12 protein-coding genes and 1 pseudogene are annotated in these 15,042 nt (G+C 41.5%); 1 reads left to right on the top strand and 12 read right to left on the bottom strand.

Translation table 11 applies throughout. The features are described from left to right. Positions 1 to 13: 13 nt before the first annotated feature. The 12 genes from CWB77_RS08510 to rsmD all read right to left on the bottom strand — a co-directional run bounded on the left by CWB77_RS08510 (position 14) and on the right by rsmD (position 14,511). Positions 14 to 2,554, bottom strand: a complete 2,541-nt coding sequence (locus CWB77_RS08510; protein WP_138622332.1) for an EAL domain-containing protein — start codon at positions 2,552 to 2,554, stop codon at positions 14 to 16. Positions 2,555 to 2,647: 93 nt separating this feature from the next. Beyond that, the gene (gene purD / locus CWB77_RS08505; RefSeq protein WP_054202604.1) at positions 2,648 to 3,931 is read right to left on the bottom strand and encodes a phosphoribosylamine--glycine ligase; all 1,284 of its coding nucleotides are present in this window, start codon (positions 3,929 to 3,931) and stop codon (positions 2,648 to 2,650) included. 14 nt (positions 3,932 to 3,945) lie between these two features. Continuing rightward, on the bottom strand, positions 3,946 to 4,764 hold the full coding sequence (locus CWB77_RS08500; RefSeq protein ID WP_138622330.1) for a class I SAM-dependent methyltransferase: 819 nt from the start codon (positions 4,762 to 4,764) through the stop codon (positions 3,946 to 3,948). 109 nt (positions 4,765 to 4,873) lie between these two features. Further along, entirely contained in the window at positions 4,874 to 6,460 is a 1,587-nt protein-coding gene (gene purH / locus CWB77_RS08495; RefSeq protein WP_138622328.1) for a bifunctional phosphoribosylaminoimidazolecarboxamide formyltransferase/IMP cyclohydrolase, read from the bottom strand. A gap of 224 nt (positions 6,461 to 6,684) precedes the next feature. Next, positions 6,685 to 6,975 (bottom strand): DNA-binding transcriptional regulator Fis, encoded by a 291-nt coding sequence (fis, locus tag CWB77_RS08490; RefSeq protein ID WP_002957804.1) that lies wholly within the window; start codon positions 6,973 to 6,975, stop codon positions 6,685 to 6,687. Between the two features lie 19 nt (positions 6,976 to 6,994). After that, entirely contained in the window at positions 6,995 to 7,966 is a 972-nt protein-coding gene (gene dusB / locus CWB77_RS08485) for a tRNA dihydrouridine synthase DusB (RefSeq protein WP_010391792.1), read from the bottom strand. Positions 7,967 to 8,247: 281 nt separating this feature from the next. After that, entirely contained in the window at positions 8,248 to 9,129 is an 882-nt protein-coding gene (prmA, locus tag CWB77_RS08480; protein ID WP_054202602.1) for a 50S ribosomal protein L11 methyltransferase, read from the bottom strand. A gap of 71 nt (positions 9,130 to 9,200) precedes the next feature. Next, on the bottom strand, positions 9,201 to 11,042 hold the full coding sequence (gene rpoD, locus CWB77_RS08475) for an RNA polymerase sigma factor RpoD (protein ID WP_010391796.1): 1,842 nt from the start codon (positions 11,040 to 11,042) through the stop codon (positions 9,201 to 9,203). A 124-nt stretch (positions 11,043 to 11,166) separates the two neighbouring features. Further along, positions 11,167 to 12,918, bottom strand: a complete 1,752-nt coding sequence (gene dnaG, locus CWB77_RS08470; RefSeq protein ID WP_008114875.1) for a DNA primase — start codon at positions 12,916 to 12,918, stop codon at positions 11,167 to 11,169. A gap of 160 nt (positions 12,919 to 13,078) precedes the next feature. Next, complete coding sequence (locus CWB77_RS08465) at positions 13,079 to 13,525, bottom strand: GatB/YqeY domain-containing protein (RefSeq protein ID WP_008114877.1); 447 nt, start codon at positions 13,523 to 13,525, stop codon at positions 13,079 to 13,081. Between the two features lie 19 nt (positions 13,526 to 13,544). Further along, positions 13,545 to 13,760 carry a 30S ribosomal protein S21 gene (rpsU, locus tag CWB77_RS08460; RefSeq protein WP_002957797.1) on the bottom strand — a complete coding sequence of 72 codons (216 nt, stop codon included), beginning with the start codon at positions 13,758 to 13,760 and terminating at the stop codon, positions 13,545 to 13,547. 145 nt (positions 13,761 to 13,905) lie between these two features. Then, on the bottom strand, positions 13,906 to 14,511 hold the full coding sequence (gene rsmD / locus CWB77_RS08455) for a 16S rRNA (guanine(966)-N(2))-methyltransferase RsmD (RefSeq protein WP_138622326.1): 606 nt from the start codon (positions 14,509 to 14,511) through the stop codon (positions 13,906 to 13,908). Positions 14,512 to 14,737: 226 nt separating this feature from the next. Between rsmD and CWB77_RS08450 the strand changes: the two are divergent. Beyond that, positions 14,738 to 15,042 (top strand): annotated as a pseudogene (locus tag CWB77_RS08450) (signal recognition particle-docking protein FtsY); the annotation flags it as partial.

Here is a 15,042-nt window from a genome sequence, read left to right as displayed (position 1 = left end):
GGCCCCAAAGATGTTAAAAAGGGGAGTTTAACATTTTTAGGCTGTATTGGCTTTTTAAGAAGTCTAAATAATTATCATAAGAGAGTGCTTTGGCATACAGGTAGCCTTGAGTACGGTCGGCGTTCATTGTTGTAAGTAGCTGATGAACCTCTTGAGTCTCTACGCCCTCAATCGTGATAGTTAGGCCCAGATTATGTGCCATATCTATGGCTGTTTGCACAATAACCTGATGCGCACGGTTATCAGTTAAATCAAACACGAATGACTTATCTACTTTAAGTTCGCTAAAGTGATAGTTAACCAAGTAGCTAAGCGATGAATAACCAGTGCCAAAGTCGTCCAGTACTACTTTAACGCCCAAAGTAGCAAGCTCATCAACTAAGGTGACTAATGCATCTTGATTTTCGACAAAAGCAGACTCAGTCAGTTCAAACTTTAATAAGTGAGGAGCAACCTGATACTTAATCAAAATATTCTCTACTTTTTCGGTCAAATTAGTAATGGCTAGATTTTTTGCACTTAAATTAATACTAATACTATGATTGCTTATGCCATCGGATGCCAGCTTCGCAATGTCTTTACAGGCTTGTTCAATAACCCAAATTGTTAATTCATTAATAATACCAGTGTGTTCGGCGAGTATAATTAGCTTTTCTATCGAAATATTTTTAAAGTCAGCACCTGGCCAGCGTAGTAGGGCTTCCGCGCCATGTATACTGCACTCCTCTAAGCTCACTTGTGGTTGATAATAAAGGGCAAGTTGATCCTCTCTTATCGCTTGCTGTAGCTTGGCTGCAAGAGCAACGTCCATGGTAAGGTTATCATGCGCAAGTGATGAGCTTACTTTGCTTAGGCTATGTTTAGCGTCGTGTAATGCTAAATAGCCTCGTTTTAACCAAAACTCAAAATCATCACGTTTACCGTAACCACTAATGCCAACACTGTAATTAAGTTGTAAGTCTAGACCTTTAATTTGATATGTTTTTGGTAACTTATTTAAGATCTGTTTGAGTAATTCTTCGAGCGTATGCTGACTCTGGTTTTTAGTGGAAATACAGGCAAATACGCCACTGCCTAAATCAGCAATTTTAGCTGGCTGATTAATACCATTGTTGAGATGAAAAAACTCTCGTTCAAAGCTTAATTGGCATTCAAGTTCGTGAGCAACATGTTTAATTAGCTCATACCCTTGCGAGGGCGTGATAATGGTATTTAGAGAGTTAAAATGACGTATTTTCACCAAGCATAAAGTGGTAGAGCGTCGCTGGGCTTTAAGTGCCATAAAGGCATACTTTAGTTTAGCGCTATTAAGTAGCTTAGTTTGCTGGGTATGTGTTGCATGATATAGCGCTTGCTCACGCTGATAACGAATCCGATCAGCGAGTGCCATTGCCATTAGGACAATTTCACACAAAATGGCCATTAAAAAAGCATGGCGTATTGAAAAACTATAGGAAATAACGCCTGTGAGCTCTAGAGGTTGGATAGCTGCGCCAATGATCAGTGGCACCCACGAAAATACGTAAAACTTAGCCCAACGAAAACCGCTTCTTAATTTGTTGTAAATTAAAATGAAGCAGACAATATAGAGCGATCCTAAAATCACAAAAAATATCGGTGCGGCTATATTTTCAGGAATGAAAAAACTCAATGTCCCTAGAACTAGCATCAGTCTTAATAAGCCGATGCTTAATTTATAGCGCCAGCAACCGTCTTTATGATAACGTAAAAACAGTGTGCAAAAGGCGAGGGTAAAAAACGCAATGGTGTAGTTGACCACAATGACTTTTTCGTGAATAAATAACTGCCATTCAAGCGGCCATAAATAAAAGCCAAACCCCAGCACGGTGCCCATTAATGCAATAGCGCTAATAATGTAGCCAATGTAAACTAAATATACGCGGTCTTTAATACCAAAATAAAGTAATAGGTTATATAGCGAGGCCATTAATAGTACGCCAGCAAAAATTCCCCAAATGCCTGTTTGTGAGCGAACTAAGTCAACAAATACAGTATGGCGATATAAGTGAATTGGGGTTTTACTGATCCCCACGGTATCTATTTTTATGACTAATTGTTGTTTAGACTGACCATCTAGTTTAAAGCGAATATGGGGCACGCTGTACTTAAATAAAGTAAGACGCGGCTCTTTATCACCAAGCTTATAAGTGTCGAGTAGCTGGTTATTACTATTGAGCCTATATATAGTGAGGTGATCCACCATCGGATTATCAAAATGCGCCACCACATCTTCTTGTTGACTGCTTTTGTTTTCTAAATCAAGGCGTAACCAATAATTTTGCTGTTGAAAACTCCAAGGAATATCGTTAAATTTTTGCTGTGTAAACTGCGCTTTATTGCTCATTACTTCTGCGAAGTTTTGTGTTTTACTCTTGTCTATGTAATATGCATGATCAAGATAAACAGGGGTTATTTTATCTATGGTATAGCGAGATGGCATCACAAAGTTTGTTGCCAATGTGCTGATAATAAAAAAGATAAAAATAAGTATTACGACCGCTATCGCATGATAGCGCAAGGTTTTAAATTCCAATATTAACCTGTGCCCTGATTGTTTTTTTATAGTGTAGCAGTAAAAAGCGCAGATAATCTGCGCTTATAAAGTTTAATGAGTAAAACTCAATAATTATTGTTCACGAGCAATTGCACGGTAGGCTATATCTGTACGGTACTCCATGCCGTCCCAGCTGATTTCATCAACCAGTTTATAGGCACGTTGTTGCGCTTCGGTAACGGTATTACCTAGTGCCGTTGCACATAATACTCTACCACCGGCAGTTACTACGTTATCGCCATCTTGCTTAGTCCCTGCGTGAAAAACTTTTTCGCCTTCAGGGTAAGTTACTTTCAGGCCACTAATCGCATCGCCTTTCGGGTAGCTATCTGGGTAGCCTTTGGCAGCTAAAACAACACCTACAGCAGCGCGTGAATCAAACTCAATGGTAGTTTTATCAAGCTCTACACGGTTAGCAGCTTCAATCAGCTCAACTAAATCTGATTGCAAACGTAGCATCATAGGTTGTGTTTCAGGGTCGCCAAAACGACAGTTATATTCAATTACTTTTGGTGTGCCGGTGTCATCTATCATTAAGCCTGCATATAAAAAGCCAGTGTACGGGTGGCCTTCGCTAGCCATACCTTCTACCGTAGGGTAAATCACTTCATTCATAATGCGTTGATGAATTTCATCAGTCACTACCGGTGCCGGAGAATAAGCGCCCATACCGCCAGTATTTGGGCCAGCATCGCCATTGTAAGCACGTTTATGATCTTGGCTAGTTGCAAATGGCAGTACGTTTTCACCATCAACCATTACGATAAACGACGCTTCTTCACCTTCTAAAAACTCTTCGATGACAACGCGGCTGCCAGCTTCACCAAAGGCATTACCCGCAAGCATATCGCGAATGGCTTCTTCTGCATCGCGTTCATCCATAGCTACAATCACGCCTTTACCTGCCGCTAAACCATCGGCTTTTATAACAATCGGTGCGCCTTTCTCTTTTAAATAGGCAAGCGCAGGGTCGATTTGTTCAAACGTTTGGTAATCAGCGGTTGGTATAGCATGACGTGCTAAAAAGTCTTTAGTGAACGATTTAGACCCTTCAAGCTGGGCTGCACCTGCTGTTGGGCCAAAAATAGCTAAGCCGTGTTCACGAAACTTATCAACAACACCTAATACTAGCGGCACTTCTGGACCAACAATGGTTAGCTCAACATTATTTTGTTGTGCAAAGCTAAGTAGCCCATCAAGATCTTCAACGTTAATTGCTACGTTCTCAAGTTTTGGCTCAAGGGCTGTGCCCGCATTACCTGGAGCAACATAAACAGTGTTTACTTTTGTATTTTGAGCGGCCTTAAACGCAAGTGCGTGTTCGCGGCCGCCGCTGCCAATGACTAATACATTCATGGCGAATATCCTATTTAAAGCGGTTTTTTAAATTTCAGCGTCATACGGTCGCTTTCACCTATGGCTTTATATTTAGCGGCATCTTGCTCGCCAAGTCTAAGGCTCGGTGGAAGGGTCCATACCCCTTTAGGGTGATCGGCTGTATCAAGAGGGTTTGCATTAATATCGCTTTTTGCTTCAAGTTCAAAACCTGCTTGTTCAGCAAGTGCAATAACCACACTCTGCTTCATATAACCTGATGACTTTTGCATTTCATCGGCTTGCTCTTCGGGTAGGCGATGTTCAACTACGCCTAAAGAGCCGCCAGGCTTAAGTGCTGTATAAAAAGACTTAAACGCATTGCTTGCTGCGTCTTTGTCTTTACTCATGAACCAGTTATGGACATTACGAAAAGTAAGTACCATATCGGCGCTACTTGCAGGTGCAATATCTAAATGAGTAGAAGGAGCAAACTCAGTAAGTTTAACGTCACTAAAGCGGGCATCTTCAGCGATTTTAGCTTTAAAACCAGCAAGAGAACGTTGGTAGTAACCTACCGATGAATCAGCAGGAAAATGCGCGGCATAATAGGTGCCTTGCTCTTTTAGTGCTGGCGCTAAAATTTCACTATACCAACCACCGCCAGGCGCAATTTCTACCACAGTCATTGTTGGTTTAAAGCCAAAAAACTCGAGGGTTTCTACAGGATTGCGGTATTGGTCGCGTTCACTGCTGCGCTCGCTTGCTTTAACTGCATTTGTTAATGCTGAGTCGTGGCCATGGTTGTGTGCTAATGCCATTGTTGAACTTAATGACAGCGTGGCAACCAGTAGAGATTTTAGTGCAAATTTCATCGTCTAATCCTTCACATTATAATTGTTAGTCATGGTTATAGAATAAGCAGAATACGTGAATTTGATGCAAACAAAAAGAGCTAACTGAAGCAGTTAGCTCTTTAAGCGATTAATGGCGGAAATGGCGCATACCCGTAAACACCATTGCCATACCGGCTTCATCAGCGGCGGCAATTACTTCTTCATCGCGCATGGAACCACCCGGTTGAATAACCGCGGTAATACCTGCTGCAGCTGCAGCATCAATGCCATCACGGAATGGGAAAAATGCATCTGATGCCATTACCGAGCCTTTTACTTCAAGGTTTTCATCAGCGGCTTTAATACCGGCAATTTTAGCTGAGTAAACACGACTCATTTGGCCTGCACCTACACCTATAGTCATACCGTCGCGGGCATAAACAATGGCGTTTGATTTTACAAATTTAGCCACTTTCCAGCAGAACAGTAAGTCTTTAAGTTCTTGCTCAGAAGGCTGGCGCTTAGAGACAACCGTTAAGTCGCCTTGCGTTACCATACCTAAATCACGGTCTTGAATTAGAACGCCGCCATTAACGCGTTTAATGTCATGGCCTGTGCCTTTAGCAGAGAACTCACCACACTCTAATAAACGTACGTTTTGTTTAGCTGATACTATTTGAGCGGCTTCTGCACTCACGCTTGGTGCGATAATAACTTCAACAAATTGACGTTCAACAATCGCTTGTGCAGTTTTTGCGTCAAGTTCTTGGTTAAAAGCAATAATGCCGCCAAACGCTGACGTTGGATCAGTTTTAAAGGCGCGATCGTATGCTTCTAAGATATTTTCGCCAATTGAAACACCACATGGATTAGCATGTTTTACAATAACACACGCCGGTACATCAAATTCTTTAACACACTCAAGTGCGGCATCGGTATCGGCAATATTGTTAAACGATAATGCTTTACCTTGCAGTTGAGTGGCTGTCGCCACTGACGCTTCAGAGATGTCGTTTTCAACATAAAACGCGGCATCCTGATGCGAATTTTCACCGTAACGCATATCTTGTTTTTTAGTGAATTGCATATTGATAGTACGAGGGAACTTAGTATCTTCAGCGGCTTCTTCTGTGTAATCAGGAACCATTTTACCGAAGTAGTTAGCAATCATACCGTCGTATTGCGCTGTATGCTCATAAGCGGCAATAGCTAGATCAAAGCGGGTTTTGTAAGTCGTTGAGCCGTTGTTATTTTGCATTTCGCTGATAACACGGTCGTAGTCGCTTGCGTTAACAACAATCGTCACATCTTTGTGATTTTTAGCTGCTGCACGCACCATAGTTGGGCCACCAATATCGATGTTTTCTATAGCATCTTCAAGGCTGCAGTTTTCTTGAGCGACAGTATTCGCAAAGGGGTATAAGTTAACTACAACGATGTCGATAGCAGAAATGTTGTTATCTGCCATTACGCCTTCATCTTGGCCACGACGAGCAAGAATACCGCCATGAATTTTTGGGTGTAGGGTTTTTACGCGACCATCCATGATCTCAGGGTGTCCGGTGTGATCTGATACTTCGGTAACTTTAATCGCATTATCAGCAAGTAGTTTACAAGTGCCGCCAGTTGAAAGTATTTCAACACCTTGTGCTTCTAGTGCACGGGCAAATTCAACAATACCGGTTTTGTCTGACACACTCAAAAGTGCGCGACGTATAGGACGATGTGTATCCATTGTAGTTTGATTTCCTCAGTTAATGAGCTAGCTTAGAAGCGCGTATTTTAACTGATTACGACTCAAAAAACGACTTATAACGACCCATAAAGCGTGAGCATTTTGCAATTTCGTTAATAAATTTTACAGATAAAAAAAGCACCCTAAGGTGCTTTTTTAAGAGTGTTTTATAAAACACTCAGTGTATTGAATCAGTAAGCGCGGTAAAGCAATTACGGCATCAATTAGTTCATACCGTATTTTTTTAGCTTTTTACGTAAAGTACCACGGTTGATACCTAGTAAAATTGCCGCACGAGTCTGGTTGCCACGTGTGTAAGTCATTACTTCTTCAAGCAATGGCGCTTCTAGCTCAGAAAGAACAAGGTCGTAAACGTCTTGCACATCTTGACCGTTAAGCTGTTTTAAGTAGTGGTGAACAGCTTTTTTTACTGCATCACGCAATGGCTGCGGTTTCTCGTGTGACTGAACATGAGGGTTTGTGATAAATGGAGAAGTCACGTTTTGTTCGAACATTATAAAGTCTCTTTCTTTCTTAGTTAGCTGCTAGTGTTTTAAAGTATTGCTCTAATGCGACGACCTGTTCCTCGGAATTGTCGAGCGCATTAAATACTCGCCTAAACTGACCGTCACTGTCATGGGTTTGCAAATACCAAGATACATGTTTGCGAGCGATTCGTGCTCCCATTGGCTCACCGTAAAACATATGGAGGTTGGTTAAATGCTCCATTAAAATACTGCGCACCTCTGCAATAGCAGGTGGCTGCATATGTTCACCAGTTCGCAAATAGTGGTCTATCTCCCTAAATATCCAAGGGCGACCTTGGGCGGCTCGACCAATCATGATGGCATCTGCACCCGTATAGTCCAAAACCTGCTTTGCTTTTTCAGGTGATGTAATATCACCATTAGCAACCACAGGTATCGACACTGAACGTTTTATATCCCTAATTGTGGCGTACTCAGCATCACCTTTGTACATACATGCGCGCGTGCGCCCATGTACAGCCAGTGATGCAATGCCATAACGTTCAGCTATTCTTGCAATCTCTACACCATTACGGTTGTCCTGATCCCATCCAGTACGGATTTTAAGTGTTACAGGTATATCAACCGCATTAACGACGGCATCAATAATCTCTTCCACGAGTTCTGGAAACTGTAATAAGGCTGAGCCTGCAAGTTTCTTGTTCACTTTTTTTGCTGGGCACCCCATATTGATATCTATGATCTGTGCACCGTTTGCAACATTGAATTGTGCGGCCTGTGCCATAAGCTCAGGGTCTGCTCCTGCAATTTGCACCGCACGTATACCCGACTCACCAGAATGATCCATTCGGTTCATCGACTTTTCGGTTTTCCAAACCTTCGGATTAGACGACAGCATTTCAGACACAGCAAGGCCAGCGCCTAAACGACGACATAACTGTCTAAATGGTCTGTCTGTTATGCCCGCCATAGGCGCGACAATGACATTATTCTCAAGTTGGTATGAACCGATACGCACGATATTCAATAGGCCTCTTTTCAAGGGGCGCTAAGTTTACGGCTTTTTGCGCAAAAATCAAAGGCTATAAATTGAACAAAAGTGACTTTTTTTTGCTCTTTTCGTATTGACATTTGATAACCGTATGACGAAGCGGTTTATTTGTGTGAATTTTGAACGGTCGTTGTTTTTATAATAAAAAGTCTTTATTTTTTATTATGTAAAAAAATAGTAAAGCCTGTTAAATACAGGCTCTAGAAACGACTTTTGAGTTAATACTCTAAACTTTTAAAAACGCACTATTATGCTTTTTTAATGCCACTGACTCGGGTCCAGTCGCCTTCAATGGCAATCTCATCAAGTTCAATAAAGGGCGCATATATATCGGCAACCGATTTTGCTTGCTCTTCTAAAATGCCCGACATGGCAATTTTACCGCCTGGTTTTAATAATCCTAAAATCACACTATGAAGCTCACGCAGAGGTTGCGCTAAAATATTTGCCACAACAATATCGGCTGTAAATTCAGGCTGGTTTTCTGGTAGATAAACTTCAAGCTTGTCAGCAACGCCATTACGGTTAGCGTTATCTAAGCTTGCTTCTAGCGCTTGCGGATCAATGTCTATCCCTATCATGCGCTCTGCACCTAGTTTAATTGCTGCAATGCCTAATATGCCTGAACCACAACCAAAATCGACTACCGTTTTGCCGCTCAAGTCTTGGCTTTCAAGCCACTTTAAACACAGCGCGGTGGTGGCGTGCGTGCCAGTACCAAATGCAAGACCAGGATCAAGTAGCACATTGACTGCGTCTGGATCTGGAATATCGCGCCAGCTAGGGCAAATCCATAGTTTTTCGCCAAATTGAATAGGGTGGAAGTTATCCATCCACTCACGTTCCCAATCTTTGTCTTCGAGTTGCTCGATTTTGTAAACTAAATTGTCTTTGAGCTCATCATGGCGCTTTAATAACGCAACCACGGCGTTCATATCGTGATTAGCTTCGAACAGACCAATTACTGTGGTATCAGCCCAAAAAACGACAGTGCCAATTTTGGGTTCGTAAATAGGGGTGTCTTTAGCATCAATAAAAGTAACAGAAGCACTACCAGCTTCCATTAATAAGTCACTAACTGCATCTGCGGTTGCAGCATTGGCATTGATACGGATTTGGATCCAAGCCATGTTTATTTCCTTGAAATAGAAAAAAGGCCGCTACAGCGGCCTTTTGAGTTAACTCATAATGTAACGCTAGATTATTTAGCGTCTAAAAAGCTTTTCAGTAAATCAGAGCGAGAAGGGTGACGTAATTTACGTAGTGCCTTCGCTTCAATTTGACGAATACGCTCACGTGTTACATCAAACTGCTTACCTACTTCTTCCAACGTGTGGTCGGTATTCATATCAATACCAAAACGCATACGCAGTACTTTCGCTTCACGGGCAGTTAAGCCAGCGAGCACATCGTTAGTTGCGCCACGAAGAGACTCCATTGTTGCCGAATCGATAGGCGAATCAATAGTCGTATCTTCAATGAAGTCGCCTAAGTGCGAATCTTCATCATCACCAATCGGTGTTTCCATTGAAATTGGCTCTTTTGCAATCTTAAGTACCTTACGGATTTTATCCTCAGGCATCATCATGCGTTCAGCTAATTCTTCTGGATTTGGCTCACGACCCATTTCTTGTAACATTTGACGTGAAATACGGTTCAATTTATTGATCGTTTCAATCATATGTACTGGAATACGGATCGTTCTTGCTTGGTCAGCAATAGAGCGAGTAATTGCTTGGCGGATCCACCACGTAGCATAAGTAGAGAACTTATAACCACGACGGTATTCAAACTTATCAACCGCTTTCATCAAACCAATATTACCTTCTTGAATTAAATCCAAGAACTGTAAACCACGGTTGGTGTATTTTTTAGCGATTGAAATTACCAGACGTAAGTTCGCTTCTACCATCTCTTTTTTAGCACGGCGCGCTTTCGCTTCACCAATACTCATGCGACGGTTTATATCTTTAATACGCTCAATGCTTAAGCCAGTACTTTCTTCCATTGAAGAAAGTTTGCTAATACAACGAAGTATTTCAGGCTTCACTTCTTCAAGTTTAGCTGAATGCTTTTCGTTAGCTGCAATTTCAATATCAAGCCATGCTGTGTCAGTTTCGTTGTTTGCAAAGTGCTTAACAAAGGTTTTCTTTGGAAGCTTTGAAACTTGTACTGCATGCTTCATGATAAGACGTTCTTGAACGCGAACTCGGTCCATCATTTCACGCATGTTATTAACCATGCGGTCAAATTGTTTTGGCACAAGTTTAAAGGTTCTGAACAACTCACCAATTTCTAAAATAGCGGCTTGAGATTCTGGATGAGAGCGACCTTTCTTATCGAATGTTTCACGTGCTTTAGTGTATAAGTCACGTAAGTTTTCGAAATGGATGCGCGCTTCTTCAGGATCTGGACCTGTATCTACTTCTTCTTCGTCTTCATCATCGCTGTCATCATCATCGTCGCTGTCATCAAGCTGTTTTTCGCTTAATTCAGAGCCAATGTTAGTGGCAGCAATTGGTGGTGCTTCGTCTGCATCAGGATCGAAAAAGCCAGAGATAATGTCGCTAAGGCGCATCTCCTCTGCTTCAAACTTATCCCACTGTTCAAGTAGGTAAGTGATCGCTTCTGGGTATTCAGCAACCGAAATCTGTACTTGGTTAATGCCTTCTTCAATACGTTTAGCGATAACTATTTCGCCTTCACGGGTAAGAAGTTCAACAGTACCCATTTCACGCATGTACATGCGAACAGGATCTGTTGTACGGCCGATTTCTTTTTCTACAGTAGCAAGGGCTGCAGCGGCAGCTTCCGCTGCGTCTTCGTCTGTCGTGGTTTCTTGCATCATTAATTCATCAGCATCAGGCGCGTTTTCGCTAACCTTGATACCCATGTCATTAATCATGCTAATGATATCTTCTACTTGATCTGAGTCGATAATATCTTGTGGAAGGTGATCATTAACTTCTGCAAAAGTTAAGTAACCTTGCTCTTTACCTTTTTGAATCAGAAGTTTTAATTGTGACTGAGGAGTTGGATCCATAGAGATTGTTTCTTCCACTCTGATAAGTTGATACAACAGGCGCCATCATGGAGTTTGCTCAAAGGCTAACCAGAATAATGTGACGCAGTGAATAGCACAGTATAACAGCCTAAATCAAATCTGACTAGCCGTTAGTCGTTTTTAACGCTGTCATTAGCAAATGACATTCTAGTCGTTCATCGCTATTTAAGCCCTGTGTCTTGTCTTTTATTAATAGGGTCTCTAGTCGATAATTTAAACACTGATCTTCAATAAATTTAAAAGTATTTTGAAAAACAGTCTCTAAACGCTCTTCATTTATTTGATGTTGCCATGTAGCCAACTTAGTTAATGGCTCATAGTCATCAGTATCTCTAAATGATTCAAGAATTTGTGCAGTGGTAATGCCATCTTTTTGTAACGCTTGATGTTGTAAGCGCAATAATAAGCCGATTCCTGCAATATTCATTTGTGCTAAATCAGGCAAGTAGGGCACGCTTTTCGCCAAATTAGGATGCTGAATTAAAATGCCTATCGCTTGGCGCATCGGTGTAATTTTAAATTTACGTTCAATTGCTTGCTGCTGTTTTGGTGTTTTTAAGTGATTATTGAGTTGCTCACGGGTGCGACCAATTAAACGCCCAAGTTGCTCCAAGATATTTTCTTGATAGAACTCACTTGGGATCTTTTCAATTAATGGCAGTGCTGCACTGAGTAACTTAGCTTTACCGGAATCGAGCGTTAAATCAATCTCTTTACTTAGTTTATTAAACAGCACTTTAGTGAAGTCATCGGCGTTTTCAAGGCGTTGCTCAAAAGCTTCTTTACCTTCTTGTTGTACAAGTGAATCAGGGTCTTCACCATCGGGTAAAAATACAAAATGCAGTGCTTTGCCATCGTTTAAGTAAGGAAGTGCATTTTCCAGTGCACGCCACGCGGCATCTTTACCTGCACGGTCACCGTCGTAGCAACAAATAACTTTGTCGGTGGTTCTAAATAAGGTGTGCATATGCTCGCTGGTTGTCGCTGTGCCGAGTGCGGCAACTGCGTATTCTATGCCTTGTTCAGCCAGCGCAACGACGTCCATATAACCTTCTACTATAAGTACATGATCGAGCTTTTTGTGTGCTTGTTTTGCTTCATAAAGGCCATAAAGTTCAAAGCCTTTGTGGAATATTCGTGTTTCAGGAGAGTTTAAATATTTTGGCCCCTGATCTGCTTGCATTACACGGCCACCAAAAGCAATTACGCGACCGCGTTTATCACGAATAGGAAACATTAAACGATCACGGAAAAAATCGAATTGCTTACCTGGCGTTTTTTCAGATGCGAGCTTTAGCTCAACTAATTGTTCTTTTTGCTCTTGGTTTCGCCCGAGTTGTTGGCAGAGGCCTTCCCATTCGCTGGGCGCATAGCCCATCATAAACTTTTTAACTGTTGCGCCGCTTAAGCCGCGACCTTTTACATAATCTATTACTGTTTCAGAATTACTATGATGTTTTAACTGGTGTTGATAAAAACGCGCTGCATGGAGCATTAAATCGTAGTCTGAACGTTTTTGTGCTGCGGTGCGTTCTGGGCCATTACTACTTCCTTGTTCGCGAGGAACATCTAGGTTAAGTAAACTGGCTAGCTCTTCAATTGCATCAACAAACTCAAGTTTGTCATATTCCATAACAAAAGAAATAGCATTGCCGTTAGCGCCACAGCCAAAGCAATGATAAAACTGTTTATCTTGCGATACAGTAAACGAAGGCGATTTTTCATTGTGAAAAGGACAGCAAGCTTGATAGTCTTTGCCCGCTTTTTTCAACCCTACCTTTGAGTCAATCAGGTCGACAATATCGGTTCGTGCCAATAAATCATCGATAAAGTTGCGTGGGATCTTTCCAGCCATTGTTTAAAGTACAGCCCTAAGGTAAATATAAAAGTGTTAAAAGCGAATTATAATACGCAGAGATTGGAACACAAATGCATATTTTTTTGAAGTGCTCTAAACGAAGAAACCGAGCTCAAGGCTCGGTTTACTTCAATCATACTTAATGTATGTGGGAGTATTAGGCAGTTAATCGTTGCTTAATTAAACCTGAGATTTTGCCCATATCGGCACGACCTTCGGCTTTACTTTTGATTATACCCATTACTTTACCCATGTCTTGCATACCTGCTGCGTTAGTATCAGCAATAGCCGCGTCAATGAGAGCAATGATTTCTTCTTCACTCAATTGTTGAGGTAAAAAAGCTTCAAGTGCTGTAATCTCATTGGCTTCAATTTCAGCTAAATCATCACGCCCAGCATCTTTATACTGAGTGTAAGAGTCGCGACGTTGTTTAACAAGCTTCACTATAACGGAGGTAATACCTGCGTCGTCTAGTGTTATTTGCTCGTCAATTTCACGTTGCTTGATTGCAGCAAGTACCATACGAATTGGGTTAAGACGTTGTTTGTCTTTGGCTCTCATCGCATCTTTTTGCGCATCTTTTAGCGTTATTAAAAGGCTCATTTATACAAGACCTAATATATTAGTATAATTTAACGCGACGAGCGTTATCACGAGAAAGTTTTTTCATGTGACGTTTAACAGCAGCTGCTTTTTTACGCTTACGCTCAGCTGTTGGTTTTTCATAGTGCTCGCGACGACGAACTTCTGAAAGGATACCTGCTTTTTCACATGAACGCTTGAAGCGACGAAGTGCTACGTCAAACGGTTCGTTCTCTCTTACTTTAATTACTGGCATTAAAAATTCACCTACCTAAATTATGAGCGTTGCTCAAGTTGATCAAACATTGATCAAGTGGTTCAAAAATGGTGCGGTATTGTAATCCGAAGCAACACCACATGTAAAGGATAATATTAACAGAAACCCGACGGCTAAAACAGTGCTAATTTATATGCCGTTGGTATAGCCTGCAAAAAACTTGCCCAGCTTTTTTTTCTTTTATTAACAACCAGTTATTAGGTGCTTTAAACGAAGTTAACTCGGTTTCTACTTCAACATATATTAGTGCGTCAGGGTCGAGCCATTGATTATTTTCTAATAAATCACAGCATGATTGGGCTAAATTTTTGCGAAATGGCGGGTCAATAAAAACTAAATTAAATGTGTCATTGGTGTTTCTGCTTTCAAGAAAGGTCAGGGTATTAGTATTGAGTACCTGTGCATTTTGCGCATTAAGGGTGGCAACATTTTGCGTTAGCTGTTTTGCTGCTAACGGATCAAGCTCTAAAAATGTGGTGTTTTTAGCAAAGCGAGATAGCGCTTCGAACCCTAAACCTCCGGAACCGGCAAAGCAATCGAGAGTGCGCGCATCGAGGGTATCGTGCATTAACCAATTAAATACTGTTTCTTTTATTCTGTCGGTTGTAGGGCGCAAGCCTTGAACGTCTTTTACTGGCAGTTTTCGACCGCGAAATTGGCCGCTAATGATTCTAATAACGCCATCGACTGATTTATGGGTGGTGTTATTTGGTGTGATTTTTTTTCTCATTTAACTCACTAAAAATTGGTATCTATGATCTAGCTCAGATAATATTGCAATCATATCACGGCGTGTCATTTTTCAACTGCGCTAAAAGTGTTACTATTATGCACCCTCGAGGATAACGTGTTGCTAAAAAGCAATTATTTAGGCTTAAAAGCACGCTATCATTATCGTTAGTTTATCAGATTTTTATAAGTGGTTATTAGCAAGTATGGCAAAAAAAAGTAAATTCATGTCGTGGCTCGGTTTTGGCAAGTCAGATAAAAAACAAGCAGAAGCTGATAAACAACAAGCATTGGCAAACGAGCAGGCAGAAAAAGCCGAACAGGAGCGCTTAGCAGCAGAGAAAGCCGAGGCAGAGCGTTTACAAGCTGAAGCTGAAGCCGAACGTTTAGAACAAGCCCGAATTGCAGCTGAACAAGCTGAAGCAGAACGTTTAGCGCAAGAGCAAGCTGAAAAAGCCGAACAACAAATAGCTGCCGAAAAAGCAGAGACAGAGCGTTTAGAGCAAGAAAAACAGGCGCAAGCACAACGCGC

Origin of the sequence: Pseudoalteromonas sp. S1610 (assembly GCF_005887465.1) — a bacterium.
Lineage (GTDB): Bacteria > Pseudomonadota > Gammaproteobacteria > Enterobacterales > Alteromonadaceae > Pseudoalteromonas > Pseudoalteromonas undina.
The sequence above is the reverse complement of the archived record's forward strand: the minus strand, read 5'-3'. Positions and strand labels throughout refer to the sequence as shown.

What these genes read in the sequence shown, in the direction of transcription:
- purD (WP_054202604.1), bottom strand. Translation starts at nt 3,931, where the DNA reads ATGAATGTATTAGTCATTGGCAGCGGCGGCCGCGAACACGCACTTGCG.
- CWB77_RS08500 (WP_138622330.1), bottom strand. Translation starts at nt 4,764, where the DNA reads ATGAAATTTGCACTAAAATCTCTACTGGTTGCCACGCTGTCATTAAGT.
- purH (WP_138622328.1), bottom strand. Translation starts at nt 6,460, where the DNA reads ATGGATACACATCGTCCTATACGTCGCGCACTTTTGAGTGTGTCAGAC.
- fis (WP_002957804.1), bottom strand. Translation starts at nt 6,975, where the DNA reads ATGTTCGAACAAAACGTGACTTCTCCATTTATCACAAACCCTCATGTT.
- prmA (WP_054202602.1), bottom strand. Translation starts at nt 9,129, where the DNA reads ATGGCTTGGATCCAAATCCGTATCAATGCCAATGCTGCAACCGCAGAT.
- rpoD (WP_010391796.1), bottom strand. Translation starts at nt 11,042, where the DNA reads ATGGATCCAACTCCTCAGTCACAATTAAAACTTCTGATTCAAAAAGGT.
- dnaG (WP_008114875.1), bottom strand. Translation starts at nt 12,918, where the DNA reads ATGGCTGGAAAGATCCCACGCAACTTTATCGATGATTTATTGGCACGA.
- CWB77_RS08465 (WP_008114877.1), bottom strand. Translation starts at nt 13,525, where the DNA reads ATGAGCCTTTTAATAACGCTAAAAGATGCGCAAAAAGATGCGATGAGA.
- rpsU (WP_002957797.1), bottom strand. Translation starts at nt 13,760, where the DNA reads ATGCCAGTAATTAAAGTAAGAGAGAACGAACCGTTTGACGTAGCACTT.
- rsmD (WP_138622326.1), bottom strand. Translation starts at nt 14,511, where the DNA reads ATGAGAAAAAAAATCACACCAAATAACACCACCCATAAATCAGTCGAT.